Below are 23750 nucleotides of genomic sequence, written 5' to 3'. Positions count from 1 at the left end.
GAGGCGTTATGAATAAAAAAGAAGTCCTCATGTCTGCTCGTGATTTAAACGTCCACTTTCCTGTTTCACGTCATCTTATTCCAAGTCGACGTAAAATCGTGAAAGCGGTCAATGGTATCGACTTAGATGTTTACCGAGGTGAGACACTTGGCATTGTGGGGGAATCAGGCTGCGGAAAATCAACACTTGCACGCGCCTTACTTCGCTTAATTGAACCTACACATGGCGAGTTGACTTGGAAAGGTCAAGACATGCTCGGGTTTAGTAAAAAAGAGCTTTCCTCTCGACGCAGAGAATTTCAGATGGTGTTTCAGGACCCATCCGCTTGTTTGAATCCGAGATTAACCATCTCAGAATGCATCGCCGAACCACTGCTCACCCACGAGCCACAACTTAAACGGGCAGAGGTAGAAAAGCGTGTCATCGCTATGATGGATAAAGTGGGTCTCTTGGCGAGCCAGCGAAACCGCTATCCACATGAATTTTCCGGAGGTCAATGCCAGCGTGTGGGCATTGCCAGAGCATTAATTCTCAATCCAGATTTGGTCGTGTGTGATGAACCCGTTAGTGCGCTAGACGTCTCCATACAAGCTCAGGTCATCAATCTTCTAGACGATCTTAAACAAGAAATGGGGTTAACACTGGTGATGATTGCGCATGACTTAAGCGTGGTGCGCCATATCAGCGACCGCGTTATGGTGATGTATCTTGGTAAACCTATGGAAGTAGGACGTTACGATAAAGTATTTGATGATGCACAACACCCCTACACCAAAGCACTGTTATCTGCTGTCCCGATAGCTAATCCGCAATTAGCACGTGACCGTGAAATACAACTATTGCCCGGCGACCTTCCTTCTCCACTTAACCCACCTAGCGGTTGCGTTTTTCGTACTCGATGCCCAGAAGCAACAGAAGTATGCGGGCAACAGAACCCAATAAAAACAGGCTCGGAGCAGCATCATATCTATTGCTCAAATATGACTTTAGGAACCATTTAATGAACAATACTAACTCAGTAAACCAACGCCTTACGTTATTGCGTGAGGCAATGTCCTTTCACAACGTGTCTGCATATATCGTGACCAACAATGACCCACATAACAGTGAATACTCAGCGGATCATTGGTTAGCGCGAAGCTGGATTTCAGGTTTTACCGGTTCTGCAGGCGATGTCGTCATTACCCAACAAGGTGGTGGCCTGTGGACTGATGGTCGTTACTATATTCAAGCTGAAGAACAGTTACACGGCACAGGACTTGAACTGTTTAAAGCCAAACAACCAGAAACACCGACAATTGCCAAATGGCTGGCTACCACGCTCCCAGAAAACAGTATTGTCGCGGTTGACGGGCGCGCCATCAGTTACGCTTTTTATCAAGGCCTCAAACAAGCCTTTGAAACGAAAAACATTAAGATCATTGTCGACCTGGATTTACTCACACCGATTTGGCTTGAAAGACCACCTCGCCCAAGTGCACCCGTATTCGAGCACCCCACCGCTTTTGCTGGCGTTGACACTGAAAATAAGTTAGCGAGAATCCGTTCTTGGTTAACCGAGAACCAAGTAGATAGCTTATTAGTGTCAACGCTAGATGATGTCATGTGGACAATGAATATTCGAGGTGGTGATACGAATTACTGCCCAGTTTCTGAAGCCTATCTAGTCGTAGAGCAATCACTTGCGACACTGTTTATTGATAAAGCCAAACTGCCTCAAGACGTTGAAAGAGCGCTGACCGAGCAGAGTGTACACATTCGCCATTACAACTACGTAAGTCAGTATTTGAATCAGCAATGTGAGGGATTATCGCTCGCTTTTAGCCCTACCCACACAGACAGCTTATTGGTGAGTTCGATTGAACGGAATGTGAATCTAAAACCAATGGCTTGCCCTGTAACGGCAATGAAGGCCATAAAAAATGAGACCGAACTAACCAGCCTAGAGCAGGCATTAACAGATGATGGTGTGGCAATCGTAAGGTTTATGAACTGGCTAGAAGAGCAAGTTCCAAGCGGATTCGTTACAGAATTGTCTGCTGAGGCACAACTGAACCACTATCGCCGTCAAACCCGACATTATGTGAGTGACAGTTTCCGCACTATCGCAGGCTTCGCAGCTCACGGGGCAAAAATGCATTATGCCGCCGATGAAGAAAGCAATGCGGCAGTCAATGAAAGCAACTTCTTTCTCGTCGATTCTGGTGGCCAATACCTTGGCGGGACAACAGACATCACCCGTACTTTCCACTTCGGGTCACCGACCATTAAGCAGCGCAAAGATTATACCTTGGTGCTCAAAGCGGTCATCCGACTGACTCAGACTCGATTCATGAAAGGCTCTACGGGTGCCAATCTTGATATCATGGCGCGCGGCGTCTTATGGCAACATGGTATTGATTACAAGTGCGGCACTGGACACGGCGTAGGCATTTGCTTGAATGTTCATGAAGGCCCACAAAATTTCTCGCAAAGCCACCGCGAGGTTGAGCTAAAACCGGGTATGGTCATTACTAATGAACCAGGCGTGTATCGCGAAGGTGAGTACGGAGTAAGAATAGAGAACATTCTTAAAGTTGTAGAAGTAGAACAAAATGAGTTCGGCACGTTTTACGGTTTTGAGACCATCACTCTTGCTCCAATTGCGACCAACGCCCTTGACTTATCAATGCTAGATCAAGCAGAGCTAGACTGGCTCAATCATTACCATTCACAAGTCTATCAAGCGCTTAGCCCTTTTCTTGATGCGCAAGATAAAAACTGGCTTCAAAGCACAACCCAACTTATTGAGAAATAGGATATCAGCAAGTTTTATAACGTTTTCATTTTCATCTCAAACTCCTTGTTTGCCAGCCTTCGGGCTGGTTTTTTTATAGAGATAACGGCGTGAAAAACAAAAACGCCCCGCAATGTTAGCGAGGCGATCAATTAAATTAAAGTGATGCAGTTAAAATGCCCTACTGACGACACTTCTGAGCATCAAAATCAACGACGATGGCGGCATTCTCAAAGTCACCAGAGACTTTAACGTAGCCCCAGTAGTTACTCTGATTTGACAACGTAATACACTCTCCATTACCAATATTATCTGACCACCCGTGAAGATTAGTACCATCCGGCCAACCAGAGTTACTGTATTCAAGCTTTAGGTTGCCCGTACCGTTCCCCGTCGTTATCGCCAGATTTGAGCTCTCATTCACCGCTGGCACGCTCAGCCAAATGGTTTGTTGATTTGCCAAGCAAACGGGCTCTCCTGCTGTTAGGCGCCCACCGCTTACTTTACTTTGCACCGCGCAGTCTTGTGGCAATGTGTCATTACCGCCCAACGTTGAGATAACAACACTATGAGTGGCGGTTGCCGTCAAGCCTTCACTGTCTGTCACACTTAGGCTGACCGAATACTCCCCTTCACTCCCATATTGGTGCGTCGGCTTGGTTTGTGTACTTGTCGAGCCATCACCGAAGTCCCATAAGACGCTGACGATCTTCCCGTTTGGGTCTGTACTGTTTTCACTGCTAAATGTAATGCTTTCACCGACTTTCCCCTTACTGTTTGCGGTTATGACTGCATTAGGTGCACCATTTGAGACAAGGGCTTGCTGCCACTGCTCAAACTCACTTTGATACAAATTCGCCCATTGGGTGATCGTGGCCTTGTAATTGCTCCAATTCCCTTGGCGTGTTTCCACCAGCATTTGGTTTACGTCATCTTTATGATTTTCAAACATAAAACGTACAGCTAAGTACCCCCAACGATAAATTCGATCGACATCAAACCCATCATAAGTAGTCTCGAAAATCTCACTTAAGGTATATGTCGAACCGTCTAAAATCGTCTCAAGTGCTGCTTGGTTGTCATTTTCTTGAGCGACATACTCTGCAATGCCTTCACTCCACCACACTATTTTTTCAGTTGGATGACTAAACCCTCCATAGAGATCAAATCGACCATCTAAGTAATGCACGTATTCGTGCTCTAAGTTCCAGACAAAGTGATCCGCGTTCGCATAAGAGGCTTCATAAGCAATAAAGTTGGGAATATTCCCCGGCTGGGAAGGATCACCCTCCAAGTACATACCGCCATTGTCAGTACTAATATCGAAAATTGGCCCTGCGTACTTACCATAATCGGTGCTTGAATCGAAGATATTAACTTGGAGCTGAGTATTGTGGTCATCTTTTACTGGCTGTTCACCAGTTTCTAATGACTGATGAAAGTAACCCTCTTCGTAACCCATTTTAGAACATGCGGCCGCGTGTTGCTCTTGCGTCATATTCTGAGACAAAATTCGGATTGTCGGGCTACAAGTATAAGTTTGCGATAGCACCAAGCCTTTTAGCTCAGTTTCGAAATTACAAATTCCGAACTCACTACAATCTGCGTAATATGAGGCGGTGTCCGCCGCCGCAAGCCAAACCGCGTCACCCCGACCATACATTTCATACTGTTCAAAGATTCGACTCAGCTGACTCTTCACAACAGAACTCGCGTTACCCGTATACTTGGTCAGACGCCCGAGCTCTCGCCCCGCATTCGCGGCCATAAACTCATCTTCAGCACCGATTGATGACGCCCTTAGAGCAAAATCGCCTAAAGCTTTGGCAAGGTCTGTTTGGTTACCAATTACTTGCACAAATTGCTCGTTCCACTGCCCACCAAACAAAATAGTGAAAACACCATTAACCGCATTGCGCATATACCAGTGCTGGGCGTATTGATCATTCCAACGTGTAAGCCACTGGGTCACTTGCGGTAAGTACGCGTGCTGCAAGCCGGCACTATCCATAGTGATGATGACCTCACTAAGCACTTTGCCGTGACGGTCGCTGTTCTCGTAGAAGTTTGCGTTATTAACAAACGCATCCACTGATTCTTTCACCGCTGGTGTGACCCATTCAATAAATGAGATGTTGTCATTGTAAAACTCGGCGTAATAACCCGCGCGTAAGTATAAGAACAACGTTTCTAGTTCATCGCTCCCGCCACCCGTATACCCCTTCGCCAATGTCGTAGTGTGCTTAGCGATGTTGTACATATGATCGGAGCTAAATACCGACTCTTGAATCCGACTTTCAGCAGAGAATAACTGGTTCACACACGTCGCGCCCTGACTTAAAATTTCGCTGATCAATTGGTTACTGCTTTCGGTAACCAATGCCTCCAAATCACAAGCTGTGCTCGACTCATCAAGGCTTTCGAGTGACTGTACTCGAGTTACCTTGGAGGGCTGAATAGGGAGAGTTGCGGTTGGTTGGTATTCAACTCGATTGGATTCAACACCGTGTGTATGAGCCGAATGTGCATGTTGCTCTGTAACTTGAGAAACTGGCTCGCTTAACGCAAATACGCCAGTGCTGGTTAACGTTGTCGCAATCGCGACACTCAAAATCTTCAGTTCCATCTAATTTCTTCTATATTGAGTTTTCCTTAGATGCATTACGTCTTTTGCATCGCCACTGCCCTTATTACTGCAAGAGCATCTCCATATAATCTACTCGCAAGACAAGAAGAAACATTTTGTTAACAACCGAATGTGGCGGTATCAGTTTTTGGTACTCGAGTTGCCGTTGCACGAGCTTGCCAGAAATCGATTTGCTTTAGTAATATTGATCAACTAGTTGTTTATCTTTCCATTCAAATATCTTTTATTGCTCCTCACAAAAGCTATAAAATGGTTTCTTTTCTTTTTGCTAAACAACTCCTATGACCGACGCTGATATTGAGCTACAACACCTTTGGTTAGAAGTCCAAACCGAACGCTGGCAAAACCTGCCACGCTTTTTATTCAGTTACTACTGCTACAAGCACAACCTTGTCAGTAAAACCAACAAAGCTTGCTGGGAGACGGCACGTGCAAGACTACCCGCTTCAACATCAATAAAAGAGCGAAAAAACGCGGTGGTTGAACCGTTAGTCTCTGAGGAAACCGTCGTTGGGTTATTGAAAGCCATCAGCAAAGATGGGGAAATGACGTTTGACGTGATGGTAACCACACTTAATACGTTTTTGCACTATGTTGTGATTAGCAAGGAAGAAAAAGCGCAACTTAAATCAAACATGCCAGCTAGTTGGTATCAGCAATCGAACAAGTCGCCTTTGGCACGTTTCGAGCAAGCTGGCATTAAGCTACAAGAGTGATATGTCAGTCATCGCTGACGACAAACACAAAAGAAAAGCGCCTACAATGAGGCGCATTTGATCAAAAATTGAGGTGCCCCTAAGCAAAAGTGCAAAGTGACCAACAAAGAAAAAGTCTGGTTATTCTTGAATGCCTCGAATGCGTACATTACGTCTACGTAAAACTTCTAATGTCACGAGCAAACACACCGACATAAAAATCAACAACGTAGCGACCGCCAATATGGTCGGACTAATTTGCTCTCGAATTCCTGACCACATCTGCCTCGGAACGGTTTTTTGTTCTGCCCCAGTCAGGAATAACGCCACCACAACCTCGTCGAACGATGTGCCAAAGGCAAATAAGCCGCCAGAAATCATCCCCGGACGAATCAGCGGAAAGGTAATGTGTCTGAAAGTATAAACAGGGTTTGCTCCTAAGCTAGCCGCCGCTTTTACCAAGCTATGGTCAAAGCCGCTTAACGTCGCAGTAACGGTAATGACGACAAAAGGCGTACCTAACGCAGCGTGTGCCAAAATGACGCCTAGATAAGTTTGTGATAAGCCAAGGCGAGTGTAGAAAAAGTACATCGCAGCAGCAGATATAATGACTGGTACGATCATGGGTGAGATCAACAGCGCCATAATGGTATTACGAAAAGGCAAATTACTACTGGCTAAACCCAACGCCGCCAGAGTTCCCAGCCCTGTTGCAACGAGTGTCGCCATAAAAGCAATGAACGTGCTGTTTTTCAGCGCCAACAGCCACTGATCACTAGTAAACATTTCTTGATACCAGCGAGTAGAATACGCTGCCGAATCAAGGTTTAGCATCCCCTCGGTAAAAGTAAAGTAAGGCGTTGCATTAAACGATAACGGGATGATGGTCAGAATTGGAGCGATTAAAAAGAACAGCACCAACCCACAAAAAACTAAGTAACCTGCGTAAGCGACTCGCTCTACTTTTGATGCATAGTTTGGTAATGCCATGGTTATCCCCCTACCTTAAGGTTGTTAATGCCAACCACACGGTTGAACATATAAAACAGAACCAGTACAACGAATAAAAGCAGTCCACCCAATGCGCCAGCCATCCCCCAGTTCAGTGATGTCTGCATATGATAGGCAATCATATTGGATATCATCTGTCCGCTTCTTCCACCAACCAAAGCGGGCGTAATGTAGAAACCAATAGAAAGAATGAAAGTGAGCAAGGCCCCCGCACCTATCCCAGGTAACGTAAGCGGCATATAAACTTTCATGAACGCAATGAAAGGCGTCGCGCCTAGAGAACGAGCAGCACGGAAATAAGTTGGGCTAATTCCTTTCATTACGCTATACAGAGGCAGGATCATAAACGGCAACAGAATGTGAACCATAGACACCACCGTTCCGAAGGTATTGTGAATCATCTGAACTCGCTCAGAAGTAAAACCCGACCAAATAAGGAGATCATTAATGACCCCTTGGTTTTGCAGCAGAACAATCCAAGACGTGGTTCTGACTAATAATGACGTCCAAAATGGCAGCAGCACAATGATTAAAAGTAAGTTCGCGCGCTTATCAGGTAAATTGGCAAGCAGGTACGCAACGGGGTACGCCATCACCAAACAAATTAAGGTGATTGAAATAGACATCCAAAAAGTTTTAAAGAAAAGGTCGACGTATATTTGGCGTTTTTCTGGTTGGAGCTCAATGTCTCCAAACTCATTCACTTGCAAGTCTAGCGCAGCAAGATAATGACTGAATGTTAATGCGCCACTAAGATTCTTAAACGCCGCCCAATATTTAGGATTAGCCCATCGCTTATCCAGCTGTGTCACCGAGCTCGGCAGCGACGCCAAACGAGACAACTTTCTACCTGTTTTCATCAATAAGCTGCGCATACCAGACACTTCAATATTCATTCGGCTGGCTATTTTCGGTAGCTCTTTGCTTTGATAAAGCGCAAGTACTTCAACAGAGAATGCCTCAATGACTTCTTGATGAGGCTGACCTTGATAATCCCAACTTTCTAAGGCTTGAATAGTTTGTGGTAGTGACTGGGATATTTCTCGGTTATCCACGCTTCGATAAAGCATGTCGAGGATAGGAAAAGCAAACGTAAGCAGAATAAAACACACCAATGGCGTTGTGAGCATAATGGAGCGAAGCTTTTTTCGGCGCTCTGCCTTTTGCAACTGCGCTTTCAGATTGGTTTCTTGTTGATGAACTTGACGTTCGATTTCCAATACAGAATCTAATGCGGTTAGCTCTCGACTCATGCTGCTACCTCGCTACTTTGAGTTTGTGTCCCATCAAGAGCATGGCAATCCTCACTTTGCCAACCAATACGACAAATTGAGCCAGGCGTTAACTGCAAGTGTTTACGATTATCGTTAGGTACTTTAACGATGAAGTGACCAACGCTCTCTACTTCGACGACCAGACGGTAATGATCACCGTGATAAATCAATTCTCGTAGGACGCCTGAGACTTGGTTCTCACAAGACGCTTTCTCTGGTTGAATAACAATCTTTTCTGGCCGAATGGAAAGTGTTGTTCTCTGTCCTTGCTCAGATACTCTGACAGGTTTCGCAGTAAATAACTCTTTCCCAACGAGCACTTGGCAATACTTTCCGTTCCACTCTTTGACTAAACCTGAGAGTTGGTTGTTTTCTCCGATAAACTGCGCCACAAACGTATTACTCGGAGATTCATAAAGCTCGGTTGGTGTCGCGAGTTGTTGCACTTCGCCGTGATTAAAAACCGCAATACGGTCGGACATAGTGAGAGCTTCGTCTTGATCGTGCGTCACATACAAAATGGTGATGCCAAGCTTTTCATGCAAATGTTTAATTTCCATCTGCATTTGCTCACGCAGCTGCTTATCTAATGCGCCGAGCGGTTCATCCATCAACACAAGTTTAGGCTCAAACACTAATGCTCGCGCTAGCGCAACACGTTGTTGTTGACCACCTGATAACTGCTTTGGGTATCGAGTCGCAACATGCTCAAGCTCGACCATTTCTAATACACTCTGAACTTTGCTTTGAATCGTGTCACTGTCGAGTTTTCGCACCTTTAAAGGAAACGCAAGATTCTCGGCAATGGTCATATGTGGAAACAACGCATAGTTTTGAAACACCATACCGATATCGCGCTTGTGCGGCGCGAGATGATTAACGGGAATGCCATCGATATAAATGTCTCCACCGGTCGCGGTTTCAAAGCCCGCTAGCATCATTAAGCAAGTGGTCTTGCCCGATCCTGACGGCCCCAACATAGTAACGAACTCTCCAGGAGCAATATCTAAGTTGAAGTCTTTCACCACCAAATTCGTGCCATCGTAGGTTTTCTTAACGTGTTGAAAGCTGACATAGTCCTTGTTTTCCGTGCTCATGACTTCCCTCTTCTCATTTTTTGAATATTACGAATGAGTAGAGCGTCAGTTAACGCTCTACTAAACAGCACAATTACAGATTGTATTTGGATAGGTCTAAGCGGGTTTCTAACGCATGTTCAACCATTTGAATGACTTGTTGACGCTCTTCACCTTGTAAAAGTTGGCGTGGCGCACGAACTTGTTCAGATCCACGCCCGCAGACTTGCTCGGCCAGTTTAATGCACTGAACCAGCGTAGGAATGGTGTCTAAACGCAGCAGCGGTAAGAACCAACGGTAGATTTCTAACGCTTCAGCATAACGACCTTGGCTTGCCAGTTTATAAATCGCGACGGACTCTTCAGGGAATGCGTTGGTTAAACCAGAAATCCAGCCAGTCGCACCTAGCATCAATGATTCAAGAGCGATGTCATCAACACCACTGAACACGGTAAAGCGGTCATCAAATTTATTGTAAAGCTCAGTGATACGACGAGTATCAGTGGTCGACTCTTTGATAGCTACAATGCTTTCAAACTCAGCCAGTTGCGCCATGATATCGAGGTTTACATCGACACCATAAGCAACCGGGTTGTTGTAAATCATGATTGGCATTTCTGGCGTTGCTTCTGCTAGCGTGCGGTAATATTCGAACGTTTCGCTCTCAGACGTGCGGTAAACCATGGCAGGCATCACCATACAACCATCGATACCAATTTTGTACGCATCCTGCATGTAATCAACAGCTGCTGTGGTAATAGACTCTGCTGTACCAGCAATCAAAGGCACACGGCCATTTACGACTTCTTTTGCCGCTTGCAAGACCTGGCGTTTCTCCTCCGGGTACAACGCACAGTTCTCACCGACGGTACCCAAGCAGATAATACCATTCACACCATCTTTAATCTGGTTGTCTATAACGGTTTGCGTTGCGTCTAAGTCGATTGACTGATCTTGACGAAATTGCGTACTGACCGCCGGATAAACACCTTTCCAATCAATTTTCATGAACTACTTTCCTTATATGTATATTGTATGCAATTTAAATGAACGAGCGAAAATGCTCAGACATGGCTATCTATGCCATTTTCTAACAACACCGCCTTTACAGCGGCCAAATCAGCCAAAGCACTGCCAACTGATTTGTATAAAGTAATGACCTCATCGTTTTGACGTCCTGAGATTTGTTGGGCGCAAAGCTGCGGTAATTCCCCTTTGATATCGTCTGACGTGAATACGCCCTCTTGAATTGGAATGAGAAGATCGCCCGCTTCGGCTAATACGTTAATGCGGCTATCAACATACACCTGTGCTCGTTGCACTGCTTCGGAGTCGCATTCACGCTTATCCAAATCATGATTACCGACCAAATCAATATGGGTGCCCGGATGCACGTCCGCGCCATTAAACAAAGGCTCTGCTGATGCAGTAATACAGCTGATGATGTCAACGTGTTTGATAACGTGGTCCACTTTTTCTACGACTGAAACGCGAAACCGACGCTCATCAGGAAGCGACTGATACTCTGAAGATGACACAATGGCATCTACCGTCGCCTCGGCTTTGTCTGAGTTACGCCCCCAAATATAAACCTGCTTAAGTGGGCGAACCGCAGCGTATGCCCACGCAAAATAAGGCGCAAGATTGCCCGTTCCGCAGATCAACAGACGATCAGCATCGGGACGCGCTAAATAGTCCGCTGCCAACGCAGAAGCTGCGGCGGTGCGCCAAAACGTTAAAACTTTACCGTCCACGAGTGCGAGCGGCTCACCATCGTTTCGTCTGAAAACAAGCAGCTTAGATGCAAGCGTATCTTTGCCGTGCTCAGGGTTATGCGGGAAATACGTAAAGGCTTTCACCGCAATCAACTCCTGGTTCCAAGCTGGAAGTAGCGCAAACGCCTCGTATTCTCCCTCTTCTAAGGGCATGACTCGGCGTTGAGGTATTGTCGCTGGCCGCGAGTACATTTCACGCATCGTTTCAATAAGAGACTTCATTGTTAAACATTGCGCGACTTGCTGTGCTTCGATGACTTTCATCATTTCTCCGAAAACATAAATACAGTTGAGGAAAAGTATGGAACCTCGCTTATGGATGAAAACTCGGCCCCACACATAAATTAACGCCTAGTTAAGCAGCCAGGTATTGAACTCTTCATTTAGTTCATCCGCGTAGTCTGACCACCATTCATCGTTAATCAGGAAGGCGGTTTGGAAGTTTTGAGGTGCGGTAGGAAGGTTCGCTAAAATGTCTGGGTTCACCTCCGCCGAAGACGATTTACGCGTAGGCCCATAGGCAACGTACTTAGCTTGATCAGCTAATGGTTTTGTTCCTGAAGAAAAAGCGATGAAGTCCAATGCAAGCTTTGTGTTCTCACTACCTTTAGGTATTGCCCATCCATTCATGTAACCCATTTGACGGTCCCATATAATCCGAAATGGTTGACCTTCATCTTTACGGGCATTGTGAATTCGGCCGTTAAACGCCGAGGCGATCACCACTTCTTTGTCTGCAAGCATTTGAGGTGGTTGGGCACCGGTTGTCCACCACAGTACTTCTGATTTGATCGTATCCAACTTAGCAAAAGCACGCTCGCGCCCCGCTTCGGTTTCGAGCAGGCTGTAGACCTCTTCTGGCTTTACACCATCAGCCAATAGTGCCCACTCAAGATTGCCCTGAGGTTGTTTTTGCAATGCACGTCGACCTGGAAAAGTTTTTAGGTCAAAAAGATCGGTCAACTTGCTAGGCAAAACCTTACCTTTAAACGCGTCTTCGTTCACCGCTAATACTGTGGACACAACGATGGTATTGATTGCGCACTCGTGAATCGCACCATCAATGAAATCCTCTTGTGCTGGTGTTCCATCTGCGCCCGGAGGCAAAATACTTGGGTTCACTGGTTCTAATAGCCCTTCTGCACAACCACGAACAATGTCCGGCTTGTCGAGAGAAACCAAATCCCAGCGCACGTTGTTCGCTTCCACCTGCGCTTTAATTTCGGCTAATCCGCCGCTGAAATCCTCGGATACGATCTCAACACCTGTTTTTTTAATGAAAGGCTTGTGATATGCCTCCACTTGGCTCTTGGTGAATGCACCACCCCAAGATACGACCGTCAATTTGTCTTCAGCATAAGCAGAAGTCCCCAACAGCATTCCTGAAATCAACAGTGCCAATGGTGCTTTGGTCATTCGTGACATGTATTACTCCTTTTGGTTGTTTTTCTGGAGGCATCCGAGTACGGCTGTTGGACACCAGTTTTTGTTAAAATTAAGTTAACATTAGCATTTAATATATTTTATACAATATTTAATATTAAATTTTTTCAGGCAAATCGTTGTAGTGAAAAAGGTGAAAGATCAATCGATGTCGGCTTTCCTTCGATAAGCTCTAAAAGGAGATCTGCCGTAATCGCCGCTTGAGTTAATCCAAGGTGTTGGTGGCCAAATGCCAGTAATACATTTCCATCCCAAATGCTATCAATAACCGGTAACGAGTCGACTGTTGAAGGCCGATTCCCCATCCACTTTTCTCCTTGCCTGAGTGGATGTAACCCCGATTCAAACATCTCATCACCTAACTGAAAAAGCATTTCTGAACGTTTCATATTGGGTGGTGACTCTACATCGGCATACTCAACAGTGCCTGCCAAGCGTAGCCCACCAGACATAGGAGTCATGATGAATTTTCTATCGGCAGAGCTAATAGGAAATGGCAGTACATCACGCTTGTCATCCACCATTAGGTGATAACCACGCTCGGCTTGAATAGGCACTTTAACTCCGGTTAGTTGCCGTATCAAAGGCTTAGAATGTACACCAGCGGCAACAATGATTCGGTCAAATGAATGTGTTTGAGACTCAACCAGCACATCGCCATTTTTCGCCAACGCAGATACACCTTTTTGTAAAACCTTACCGCCAAGCTCTTCAAAGGCTTCACTTAGCTCAGCACAGAGCTGATAAGGGTCTAGCGTATGACCGGTTTCGGGAAAAAAGACTCCGATACGAACCTTATGGCTGAGATCAGGTATCCGCTCTCGAATCTCCTCTTGTGTCCAAACTTGATGCGTCACACCGTTTTTAGCCAGTGAGTTAAGCGTGCTTTGATAATTCTGAAACAGTTTCTCGTTTTCAAAAGTGAGCAATGAACCATTCATTTTTATTAGATGCGCTTTTCCGATTGAATCAAGCACGCCACGCCAACTTGCCACTGACCGCTCGTTAAGACTCTTAATCGCGTTTTTTGCCCGCTCCGCGGCTGATGGCTTTGTTTGTAATAGAAAACGAATCATCCACCCGATTGTGTTTGGAATATCTTGCCAACGGATCGAAACCGGACTTTTGGGATCTAGCAGCATTTTAGGTAATTGTGGAAGCAGCGCTGGCGTTGCAAGAGGGAAGATTTGCTCAGTCGCGATATGGCCTGCATTTCCCTTAGAGCATCCATTCCCCACGCCATTGGGATCAAAAATCGTGACTTGATAACCTTGCTGCTGCAATTTCAAGCCAATTGATAAGCCAATAATCCCCGCACCTATCACAGCGATCCTTTCCTTTTTAGTTTCATCCTTGACCAACATAAATATGCTCCGAGTCACACTTGGAAACGTAGATTGTATACAATATATTTTACATTACGTTAACATTACTATTGTTTAATTCAACCATTTTTTCAGCAAGGAGCGAAAAATGAGACAAGGAACTTTTTTCTGTATTGATGCCCACACCTGCGGCAACCCAGTTAGGCTGGTAGCAGGCGGTGTGCCTCCACTCGAAGGCAATACCATGAGCGAAAAGCGCCAATACTTTCTTGAGCATTATGATTGGATTCGTCAGGCACTCATGTTTGAGCCTCGCGGACACTCAATGATGTCGGGGTCAGTTGTCTTGCCTCCTTGCAGTGATAACGCAGACGCTTCTATTCTGTTTATTGAAACCAGTGGCTGCTTACCAATGTGTGGCCACGGCACCATTGGAACCGTCACCACCGCTATCGAAAATCGCCTTATCACTCCCAAAAAAGAAGGTCGTTTGATACTTGATGTCCCAGCAGGACAAATCGAAGTGCACTACCAAACAAAAGGTGACAAGGTCACGTCGGTAAAGATATTTAACGTACCGGCTTACCTTGCCCACCAAGACGTAACCGTGGACATAGAGGGCTTAGGTGAGCTCACTGTCGATGTTGCTTATGGCGGAAACTATTACGTAATCGTCGACCCTCAAGAAAACTACGCCGGACTTGAACACTACTCTCCAGATGAAATTTTGATGCTTTCTCCAAAAGTTCGCGAAGCGGTATCTCGAGCGGTTGAGTGCGTACATCCAGAAGATCCAACAGTGTGCGGTGTTTCTCACGTGCTATGGACCGGAGAGCCTACTCAAGAAAACGCCACCGCTCGAAATGCTGTGTTTTACGGTGACAAAGCGTTGGATCGCTCGCCATGTGGTACGGGAACAAGTGCACGCATGGCGCAATGGCATGCAAGGGGCAAACTCAATCAAGGGGAAGACTTTGTTCACGAAAGTATCATCGGCAGCCTATTTCAAGGACGTATAGAAGGCATTACCGAAGTGAATGGCAAAGCCGCTATTTTGCCAAGTATTGAAGGATGGGCACAAGTATACGGTCACAACACGATATGGGTAGACGATGAAGACCCATATGCGTACGGATTTGAAGTGAAGTAATAAGGATAGTAAGGAAGAATGATGAACCCACAAGAACCAACCACTTTTTACGCAGTCAACGCCTTTACTGGTGAGCCTCTACCCACAGCGTTTCCGGTGCATGAAGAGCAAGAAGTTAATCAAGCCGCCTCAGCCGCCCAAAGCGTTGCGCGTGAGTTTCGCCAACTAAGCAATGCAAAGCGAGCGAGCTTACTTTGCTCTATCGCCTCTGAATTGGAAGTGAAGAGTGAAGAAATCGTTGCTCGTGCTCATTTGGAAACTGCCCTTCCCGAAGCACGTTTAAGCGGTGAAATAGGACGTACCGCGAACCAATTACGACTATTTGCCGAGGTCGTGAGATCGGGCAATCACCATCAAGCAATTTTCGATACGCCAAACCCAGACCGTCAACCACTGCCGAAACCAGATATTCGTCGTCAGCAAATCGCAATTGGCCCTGTCGCCGTGTTTGGTGCGTCTAATTTTCCGCTCGCATTTTCTACTGCAGGTGGTGATACGGCTTCGGCACTGGCAGCTGGCTGTCCTGTGATTGTAAAAGGCCATACCGCCCACCCTGGCACCAGTCAACTTGTTGCTGAGTGTATTGAGGCTGCACTTGAGAAAGAGTGCTTACCGCAAGCCATCTTCACGCTATTGCAAGGCAACAAACGCGCACTTGGCCAGGCACTCGTTACCCATCCAAAAATTAAAGGGGTCGGGTTTACAGGCTCAGTCGGTGGTGGCCGTGCGCTGTTTAATCTAGCTCAGCAAAGACCAGAGCCAATCCCCTTCTATGGCGAACTAGGGGCGATTAACCCAACATTTATTCTCCCTTCAGCCATACGAGCAAACGCATCATTGGCTGAAGAGTTTGTGGCTTCTATGACCTTGGGCTGTGGACAATTTTGTACAAAACCCGGCGTTGTATTTGTCTTGAATGGCCCAGAAACGCAAGCCTTTATCGAAACCGCTCAAGGGTTAATTCGACAACAATCAACGGCCACTTTGCTAACGCAAGGAATCCGAGAAACGTATGAATCCGAAGTGGATAAGCGAACTTCCGAAACAGGCATTAACGTCACTCGTTCTGAACAAGCAGAAGCGACCAATGTCTCACCAGCACTGTTCGTGACGGACAGTAAAAACTGGCGTGAAAACCCGCAATGGGAGGAAGAAATATTTGGTCCTCAATCGTTAATCGTAATCTGTGAAGATTTCGATGACATGTTGAAACTGAGTGATTCACTGACTGGCTCGCTCACCGCAACCCTTCACGCTACCGCTGAAGACGAAGAACAAGCCAAGCAACTGCTTCCAAGTTTGGAAGAAATCGCCGGACGCCTTGTATTCAACGGTTGGCCAACTGGCGTCGAGGTTGGTTACGCTATGGTTCATGGTGGACCATATCCGGCTTCAACCAATTCTGCCTCAACATCTGTCGGGGCAGAGGCTATTCATCGTTGGTTGCGTCCCGTCGCTTATCAAGCTTTACCAGAATCTTTATTGCCGGATTCATTAAAAGCGTCGAACCCACTGGGTATTCAACGCGCCATAGATGGCAGAGTGTCCCAATAAGCTCACCAAATGGCTCAAAAAGGCATCAACTGATGCCTTTTATTTCACTCTACTTCTCAAAACCTTCTTTCCTAGTTGGTTTGTGCCAGAAAAACAATAAACTACTAAAGTAAAATGGATTGGATACAATATTAATTTCACGGGAGACTTCAATGTCACAGAAACCTGTTTTTAAAACGCGCACTCAGCTCGTTGAGGAAGCAATTCGAACTCAGATCTTGAAGGGCGAGTTAAAAACTGGTCAACCTTTACGTCAAGATGCGTTAGCAAAAGAGTTTAATGTTAGCCGAATTCCTGTGCGTGAAGCGTTAGTTCAATTGGAAGCACAAGGACTCGTTAGCTTTGAACCTCACAAAGGTGCGACGGTCACTGAGCTATCTCCAGAGAAAATCAATGAGCTATTTGAACTGCGCGCTGTCGTGGAATGTCACATTTTAGAGCGTGCGATTCAAAATATGACAGACGCTGACCTTGAACGGGCGCGAGAAGTTCGCGAACGTTTCGAGTCTGTAGTGAACAGTGGCGACGAAGTAGAAGAATGGAGCAACTACAACTACGAATTCCATAAAGCCCTATATGCGCCAGCTAACATGCCTGAAACTATGGACATCATTTACAACCTGAACACAAAGTGTGACCGATACATACGCATGCAGCTATTGTTTACAACAGGCATTAAAAAGGCAGAAGAAGAGCACTTAAGCTTGTTTGAAATGTGCCAGAATCGCGATATAGAAGGCGCCAAGTACCTGCTGAAAAAACACATTCTAGAAGCGGGCACAGCGATTCGAAACCTGCTGCTTGAAAGGCAAAATATCAGCCAGTAAACGGAATAACGAATAAGGTGATATTCAAGGATGAATGTTGGACCAAAGTTTTTACTCGCAGCGCTACGACAAAAGATTAAAGAAGAAGGGCTTTGCTACAATTCCTTGTCAGAGAAAAGTGGCATCCCTCTATCTAGTATTAAACGCCACCTACATAATCCGGCCTTAGGTTTGGATAAAGTACTTATTTATCTGAACTACCTAAATACCGATCTCATCGAACTCGCAACCTTAGCCAACGAGCTTCAGCACCAAAACGAGCAAATGCTAACAGATGAAGAGAGCGCCCTTTTCGTTAAGCATCCCTATTTACTCGATTTTATTTATATGCTGACTTCTCGCGATATTAAACCGCAAGAGATAGCCCAAACTTACGGAATTTCTGATACAAGCTTACGATTCTATTTGCGTATCGCGGAAATTCTAGGGTATGTGGAGAACTTCGGAGACGGCTTATTTTACCGTTCTGGTCGTCGATTTATTATGGAAGAAGGTACCGCATTGGACACCTTATTCAAAGAGCGATTTCAACAAGAGTCGCTTTCTCATAACATCAACGCAGGTGTGTGTGTGGGTCGTATTAGGCTCACCGAAGAGCAAAAAGTGCAAATAGAGGACGAGCTTTGTAATAAATTAGCGAAACTTAACGCAGTTAACACTTCCAACAACGAAGGTGAACTAACAAATATATTAATGCGCTGCACTCCTGGCGCTCAGATATTTTTCGCAGATGACTTGCCGGATATTGATGGAAGCCTGTTAAAGCACGTCGCCCAATTGACTAAAATAAATTAAAACATCAGATTAAAAATTTACCCCAAACCTAGAACGCATCATTTATTCCTACCAAATCTCTAATAAGTAGAGTTTCCCGTCCCGAAACTTACTTTCTATTTAGCAAACAACAATTAGTCGACTAAGAGAACCCTCCATTTCATCTTTGTTTTTTCCTTATTATTACGCTGAAACTACTAAGGAACTTAAGGAATAACTAATGGATTTATAAGAATAAAAGATAAACATTTTTACGTTATTTACCTCACACTCTTTAAATATAAATTTGCAGACGAACGAATTAAATTAATACATTCACTTAGCTAATAAAAACAAAAGCAAAAAAGATAATTATAATTCTATTATTTATAAGGACATAGAAAAGTGAAATTTAAGTATTCTTTAGCAACGGCAGTCACTCTCGCATTATTACAAGGTTGTGGCGGTGGCGGCGGTGATGGTTCATCTACTCCGTCAACTAGCAGCGCAACCGGACCAACATGGAAAGCCGGTGATTTTAGCCAACCATCAAGCTCGTTTGTCAACCAATGTGAAACCCCACGAGTGGGTCGAGACCCATATAACAATTATGCCGCCTATCCAGATGAATTAGGTTCTGCTTTACACGAAAAACTCTTTTTAAGAGCTTTTACTAACGAAACTTACCTTTGGTATGACGAAGTTCCTGATAATAATCCAGCAAACTACAAAACCGTGACGGATTACTTCAACACATTGGTCACCTCTGCTACTACCACGACTGGTAAACCGAAAGATCGCTTCCACTTTACCGTCCCTTATGAAAATGATATGAAGTCATCGCAATCTGGTTTAGTCGCTGGGTTTGGTTTTAACTGGGCATTCCTACGTGGCGTACAACCTAGAGACGTTCGTATCTCCTATACTGAAGAAGCTTCTCCAGCTGATAGAAACGGCATTGCTCGCGGTGATAAGCTTCTAAAAATCAATAATATTGATGTTGTTAACACCGGTAGTCAGTCCGACATTGATTTTATTAATAAAACTCTATTTAACCCTGACATCAATCAAGATTACACCTTCACATTTGAGAGTGTTGACGGCCTAGAGAAAACCGTGACGCTTACCGCCTCTGATGTCATGACTTCTCCAGTTAAAAATGCCAAAGTGATCGCACACAATGGTATGCAGATCGGCTATCTACAATACAACTCATTTGAACCAAGCGCTCAAGCCCCACTTATTGAAGCGTTCAGTACGCTCTCGGCAGAGAATGTTGACGAGATCGTCGTTGATTTACGTTACAACGGCGGTGGCTTAGTACTTCAGTCCTCGCAAGTAGGCTACATGCTAAGCGGTGCTGGTCAGAACCGAGTCTTCAGTGAGTTGATTCACAACGACAAAGTGATGCGTACCATTAAAGATGGGGATAACATCTATCGCTTTACGAATCTAGCAATAGACTGGGCAGCACAAAAGTATTCGGACCAAGTGCTGCCGACACTGAACAAAAAGCGCGTATATGTGCTGACTTCAGGAGGCACGGCTTCCTCAAGTGAACTGTTGATCAACGCTTTGCGCGGCATTGATGTTGAGGTTATCCAAATAGGCTCAACAACCACAGGTAAACCGTATGGGTTCTCAGCAGAACAAAACTGCGGCACTATGTACTACACTATTCAGTTCAAGTCAGCGAACGAGAAAAAATTTGGCGACTTCTCTGATGGTTTTATTCCTACTCCAAAGAGTCAAATCAATACCGAGCTAGGCTTAAACAATAGAGTGGAAGGTTGCTGGGTCAATGACGACCTAACAAAACCATTAGGCGATCCGTCTGAAGGTATGCTTTCTGCGGCACTAAACTACATGGAAACTGGAACCTGTCCGCCGGTCTCCTCTTCTAGTTTCAACGCCATGCCGCGTAACATTTCATCTCCGGAGTTAAGCGATCTTCGCTCTCCGCTACGAACAGAGGCAATTCATGTTGAGATCAACTAACTTTTTACGAATGCTAATTCGGGTTGCGCTTTTCTTAGGCACTTCGATTTCTTTGATAGGATGCCAAGCTATGTCACAAGAACCCGTTGAAGCATTGAGTAAAAAGAACTCTCCGGAAACAGTCATAGAGATTCAAAACGCGATCGCAGAAATCCAAGGGACACCAGCACCTAGAATCGCAAATAACGTATTTGAATCCTCACCGCATTTGTTGATTGAAAAAGGACGAGTAAAAGGGAACAACAATCAACTGTTGGATGGCAGCTATACGGATCTTCCAGACCAATATACGTTGCAGATAAGAGGTGAAACCTGTGGCTTGTACTATGCCAAAACAGATACTTTTGTCTCTCTCAGTTCACTAGATTGTGAGCCCATCATTAAGTTTTAGATCTCCCAAAATAGAAGCCCGCTGATATCAGCGGGCTTCCTACTTTATTGTTCAGTGTGAAACGGTCAACGTTACTTTAATTCCATCCATGCTTTACGCTGTTGTTTATCCATGTATGACCAAGCTACAAAGCGGCTCACTTTCTGCCCTTGACTCATTTCAACCACACGAATGGCTTTCACACCCAATTTTTCAAGCTGCTTGCGCATCGGGCGAACGTTGTCTTTTTTGGATATAAGTGTCGTAAACCACAAGACCTGCGCAGCAAAAGCTTGGCTTTCATTCGCCATTTTTCGGATAAACGCCGCTTCTCCGCCTTCACACCACAATTCAGCGTTTTGACCGCCAAAATTCAACGCAGGTTTACTTGTCTTTACTTGTGCGGTTTGAGGTTTTAGCCCCTTCTTACGCTGGTTTGCTTTTAGATTATCGATTTTACGCTGGCTGCCCATAGCGGCATCTTCCGCCGAACGGTGGAATGGCGGATTACATGTCGTCACATCATAACGGTCATTCGGTTGAATGATACCGCGATAAATATTGGCATCACTGTGTTGCTGTACCAGTGCAATTTTTCCCGTCAAAACACGATTGTGCTCTACGATCGTTTGAGCCGATTGGATGGATTTTGGATCGACATCGCTGCCCGTATAGTGCCAACCGTATTTTGTTACACCAACAATCGGATAAATACAGTTTGCTCCCACGCCAATGTCCAACGCTTTCACTTTTTGGTGCGCGTACTGACCTTTTACTTCACCATCAAGTAGTTCTGCCACTCGGTGAATGTAATCAGCTCGGCCCGGAATCGGTGGGCAAAGATAGGTGTCGGGAATGTCCCAGAACTCGATACCATAATACGCAGCAAGCAATGCTTTATTGAGCATTTTGACAGCGTTAGGATCAGAGAAGTTTATGGAATCTTCCCCTTTCGGATTTTTGATAACGAATGGCTTTAACTGTGGTTCACTTTCCACGAGTTTTTTAAAATCGTAACGACCTCGATGAACATTACGCTCATGCAAACCATTCTTCGCTATTTTTATGAACTCGACTTCGCTCTTTCCTGCAGGCTGCGGAGATTTGCGCGCAACTTTGTCTTTAACACGCTTCGGCTTGGCTTTATTCGCGTCTTTATTCTGAGCCGCCTTTGAAGTCTTTGGCTTTGCTTGCTTCGCATTGTGATTATTGTTCTTCATTCAAATTCGCTTTTAAATCGAGGTAAATCATAAACAAACGAGCATCAAATTCGAGTTGGTGATACTCAGGCTCCATATAGCAACATAGCTGATAGAACGCCTTGTTGTGGTTTTTCTCACGAGTATGCGCCAACTCATGTACCACCAGCATTCTTAATAGTGGCTCGGGCGCATCCTTAAATACATTGGCAATGCGAATCTCGTTTTTCGACTTCAGCTTACCGCCATGGTTTCTACTGATAACACTGTGCAAACCAAGCGCATTGTTTACCGCGTGAATTTTCTTATCGTAGACAACTTTACTGATTGGCGCGGCTTTCTTCATGTAGAGATTTTTGATTGCCATGGCGTACTCATAGAGCGCCCTTTCGCTTTTGATTTGGTGCCTATCGGGATAACGCTTTTCGAACCAAGGAACAAACTTGCCACTCGCTATCAATGAGCTCACCTGCTCTACGATGTTTTGTGGGTAGCCTTGAATGTATCGAAGTGACGGATGCATAGAATTAACGTCTGTTATGACAAAATAAAGGCGCTCAATATACCTGAGATAAAGGACAGTTTCACCTTAGCTTTCGCCTTTCATTTATGGTGAAAGGCCGTTAAACTTCGCCTCCCAATGATAATGGAGAGAAATTCAATGAAACGTGTCGTCCTTTACGTCAAAGACAAATGCCCTCACTGCAAAGATGCTCAACGTTATCTGGATTCGAAAAATATTAACTATCGTTTGTGCAATGCTAAGATGCAACGTGGTCGCAAAGAACTTGATGCGCTTGGTGCTCGTTCAGTGCCAGTTTTAAAAATTGGTGATCGGGTAATGATTGGCTGGAACCCAAAGAACTTCGAGAAGATGTACAAAGGCGACTAGCGCTCGAACGATGAATTTGCGCTGCGTTTAAACGTAGCGCTTGATAAACTCGATAAACGTTCGATCTGCTATTGATAAGTACCCCTGCTTGCGCCAAGCAAGTGCCAGATCCAGCGTCACTGGTGGTTCAAACGGTAGGCCAACAACGCCCGACTCATGTTGAGTCACCAATTCCAGTAACGCGGTAATCGCAAACTCTTGTTTCACAATACTCAAAATCAAAGGCAGTAAGTTGGTCTCGAATGATGACTTCATGGTAAACCCATGCTCCTCACTCACCTGATCCAAAAATTCGCGGTGAAAATAGCCATGCTGAAACATAACCAAATCGTGTTCAAAGAACTCATCAAAAGTAAGAACGTCTCGCTGGGCTAACTCATGCTCAGGTGAAACAACTGCGACCATTTGGCTAGTAAACAAATGGTCAGTTTCTAGGTCATCAGGCACGTTATCACAACTGATCACACCGATATCGAGTTGACCATTGAGCAGCATACGACGAATCGATTGAGTCCCAGCTTCGACCAAGGTCAATTTTAACTCCGGGAACTGGCTTTTAAACGCCATCACAATTCGTGGAAAGAAATAACTGCCCATCATTGATGGCGTTCCGAGTCGTACTTCGCCTTTCGCTAAACCTTTCAACTCATCAATCGCGAGCTGCGCGTCGTGCAACTGTTGAATCACCCGCTTGGCATGTACAAGTAGCGTTTCGCCCTCTTTCGTTAAGCTGATTTTTTTATCATCACGGCGAAATAGGGTAACGCCCAAAGACTGCTCAAACTTTTTGATAGAAATGCTTAATGCGGGCTGGGCAATATGCAGGGCTTTCGCCGCATGGGTAATATTTCCATGTTCAGCGACCGCCAGAAAATGTTTAAGTTGTTTCGATTCCATTAGATCAAAAATATATGGTGTCCATATTTTTAATATATTTTTTTAATTTACAACGAACTGATAGATTGATCACAGTCTCTCCATTTG

21 protein-coding genes are annotated in these 23750 nt (G+C 45.1%); 10 read left to right on the top strand and 11 right to left on the bottom strand.

The genetic code is table 11. The features are described 5' to 3' along the window. Positions 1-8 precede the first annotated feature (8 nt). Positions 9-1001 carry an ABC transporter ATP-binding protein gene (locus ACHFJ9_RS14555; protein ID WP_053306923.1) on the top strand — a complete coding sequence of 331 codons (993 nt, stop codon included), beginning with the start codon at positions 9-11 and terminating at the stop codon, positions 999-1001. Continuing rightward, positions 1001-2797 carry an aminopeptidase P family protein gene (locus tag ACHFJ9_RS14550; protein WP_395357263.1) on the top strand — a complete coding sequence of 599 codons (1797 nt, stop codon included), beginning with the start codon at positions 1001-1003 and terminating at the stop codon, positions 2795-2797. The genes ACHFJ9_RS14555 and ACHFJ9_RS14550 overlap by 1 nt, the downstream gene beginning before the upstream one ends. Before the next feature lie 160 nt (positions 2798-2957). Here ACHFJ9_RS14550 and ACHFJ9_RS14545 read toward each other — a convergent pair whose 3' ends face one another. Beyond that, on the bottom strand, positions 2958-5402 hold the full coding sequence (locus ACHFJ9_RS14545) for a collagenase (protein WP_256949757.1): 2445 nt from the start codon (positions 5400-5402) through the stop codon (positions 2958-2960). Between the two features lie 302 nt (positions 5403-5704). On the opposite strand from ACHFJ9_RS14545, the gene ACHFJ9_RS14540 reads away from it, so the two are divergent. After that, positions 5705-6139: a hypothetical protein gene (locus tag ACHFJ9_RS14540; protein WP_395357261.1), complete on the top strand. Its 435-nt coding sequence runs from the start codon at positions 5705-5707 to the stop codon at positions 6137-6139. 120 nt (positions 6140-6259) lie between these two features. Here the strand turns inward: ACHFJ9_RS14540 and ACHFJ9_RS14535 are convergent, their stop codons facing one another. The 7 genes from ACHFJ9_RS14535 to ACHFJ9_RS14505 all read right to left on the bottom strand — a co-directional run bounded on the left by ACHFJ9_RS14535 (position 6260) and on the right by ACHFJ9_RS14505 (position 14062). Continuing rightward, positions 6260-7108 (bottom strand): ABC transporter permease, encoded by an 849-nt coding sequence (locus ACHFJ9_RS14535; RefSeq protein WP_005393492.1) that lies wholly within the window; start codon positions 7106-7108, stop codon positions 6260-6262. A 2-nt stretch (positions 7109-7110) separates the two neighbouring features. Further along, positions 7111-8382 carry an ABC transporter permease gene (locus ACHFJ9_RS14530; RefSeq protein WP_395357259.1) on the bottom strand — a complete coding sequence of 424 codons (1272 nt, stop codon included), beginning with the start codon at positions 8380-8382 and terminating at the stop codon, positions 7111-7113. Next, a complete protein-coding gene (locus ACHFJ9_RS14525; RefSeq protein WP_395357257.1) occupies positions 8379-9500 on the bottom strand; it encodes an ABC transporter ATP-binding protein in 1122 nt (373 codons plus the stop codon). Before ACHFJ9_RS14525 ends, ACHFJ9_RS14530 begins: the two co-directional genes overlap by 4 nt. 73 nt (positions 9501-9573) lie before the next feature. After that, complete coding sequence (locus ACHFJ9_RS14520; protein ID WP_047008681.1) at positions 9574-10488, bottom strand: dihydrodipicolinate synthase family protein; 915 nt, start codon at positions 10486-10488, stop codon at positions 9574-9576. Positions 10489-10544: 56 nt separating this feature from the next. Further along, positions 10545-11519: an ornithine cyclodeaminase family protein gene (locus tag ACHFJ9_RS14515; RefSeq protein ID WP_395357451.1), complete on the bottom strand. Its 975-nt coding sequence runs from the start codon at positions 11517-11519 to the stop codon at positions 10545-10547. A gap of 87 nt (positions 11520-11606) precedes the next feature. Further along, positions 11607-12680: a polyamine ABC transporter substrate-binding protein gene (locus tag ACHFJ9_RS14510; protein ID WP_104974200.1), complete on the bottom strand. Its 1074-nt coding sequence runs from the start codon at positions 12678-12680 to the stop codon at positions 11607-11609. A gap of 125 nt (positions 12681-12805) precedes the next feature. Continuing rightward, the gene (locus tag ACHFJ9_RS14505; protein WP_395357255.1) at positions 12806-14062 is read right to left on the bottom strand and encodes an NAD(P)/FAD-dependent oxidoreductase; all 1257 of its coding nucleotides are present in this window, start codon (positions 14060-14062) and stop codon (positions 12806-12808) included. Between the two features lie 109 nt (positions 14063-14171). Here ACHFJ9_RS14505 and ACHFJ9_RS14500 point away from each other — a divergent pair, with 109 nt between their 5' ends. The 6 genes from ACHFJ9_RS14500 to ACHFJ9_RS14475 all read left to right on the top strand — a co-directional run bounded on the left by ACHFJ9_RS14500 (position 14172) and on the right by ACHFJ9_RS14475 (position 20696). Next, positions 14172-15173, top strand: a complete 1002-nt coding sequence (locus ACHFJ9_RS14500) for a 4-hydroxyproline epimerase (protein WP_005389764.1) — start codon at positions 14172-14174, stop codon at positions 15171-15173. Between the two features lie 21 nt (positions 15174-15194). Next, complete coding sequence (locus tag ACHFJ9_RS14495) at positions 15195-16727, top strand: aldehyde dehydrogenase (NADP(+)) (protein WP_395357449.1); 1533 nt, start codon at positions 15195-15197, stop codon at positions 16725-16727. A gap of 152 nt (positions 16728-16879) precedes the next feature. Beyond that, positions 16880-17554, top strand: a complete 675-nt coding sequence (locus ACHFJ9_RS14490; RefSeq protein WP_258693204.1) for a GntR family transcriptional regulator — start codon at positions 16880-16882, stop codon at positions 17552-17554. A gap of 30 nt (positions 17555-17584) precedes the next feature. After that, positions 17585-18349: a transcriptional regulator gene (locus tag ACHFJ9_RS14485; protein WP_395357252.1), complete on the top strand. Its 765-nt coding sequence runs from the start codon at positions 17585-17587 to the stop codon at positions 18347-18349. 363 nt (positions 18350-18712) lie between these two features. After that, positions 18713-20305 (top strand): S41 family peptidase, encoded by a 1593-nt coding sequence (locus ACHFJ9_RS14480; RefSeq protein ID WP_395357250.1) that lies wholly within the window; start codon positions 18713-18715, stop codon positions 20303-20305. 70 nt (positions 20306-20375) lie between these two features. After that, on the top strand, positions 20376-20696 hold the full coding sequence (locus ACHFJ9_RS14475; protein ID WP_005397755.1) for a hypothetical protein: 321 nt from the start codon (positions 20376-20378) through the stop codon (positions 20694-20696). 71 nt (positions 20697-20767) lie between these two features. Here ACHFJ9_RS14475 and rlmF read toward each other — a convergent pair whose 3' ends face one another. Then, the gene (rlmF, locus tag ACHFJ9_RS14470; RefSeq protein ID WP_395357248.1) at positions 20768-21895 is read right to left on the bottom strand and encodes a 23S rRNA (adenine(1618)-N(6))-methyltransferase RlmF; all 1128 of its coding nucleotides are present in this window, start codon (positions 21893-21895) and stop codon (positions 20768-20770) included. Then, entirely contained in the window at positions 21882-22397 is a 516-nt protein-coding gene (locus tag ACHFJ9_RS14465; protein WP_394452456.1) for a M48 family metallopeptidase, read from the bottom strand. Before ACHFJ9_RS14465 ends, rlmF begins: the two co-directional genes overlap by 14 nt. A 138-nt stretch (positions 22398-22535) precedes the next feature. Between ACHFJ9_RS14465 and ACHFJ9_RS14460 the strand changes: the two genes are divergently transcribed. Continuing rightward, the gene (locus ACHFJ9_RS14460) at positions 22536-22766 is read left to right on the top strand and encodes a glutaredoxin family protein (protein ID WP_005377871.1); all 231 of its coding nucleotides are present in this window, start codon (positions 22536-22538) and stop codon (positions 22764-22766) included. A gap of 27 nt (positions 22767-22793) precedes the next feature. On the opposite strand, the gene ACHFJ9_RS14455 is transcribed toward ACHFJ9_RS14460, so the two are convergent. Then, positions 22794-23663, bottom strand: a complete 870-nt coding sequence (locus tag ACHFJ9_RS14455) for a LysR family transcriptional regulator (RefSeq protein WP_395357245.1) — start codon at positions 23661-23663, stop codon at positions 22794-22796. Between the last annotated feature and the right edge of the window lie 87 nt (positions 23664-23750).

The sequence above is a fragment of the Vibrio sp. D3 genome (genome assembly GCF_043995865.1).
GTDB classification, from domain to species: Bacteria; Pseudomonadota; Gammaproteobacteria; order Enterobacterales; family Vibrionaceae; genus Vibrio; species Vibrio diabolicus.
The sequence above is the reverse complement of the archived record's forward strand: the minus strand, read 5'-3'. Positions and strand labels throughout refer to the sequence as shown.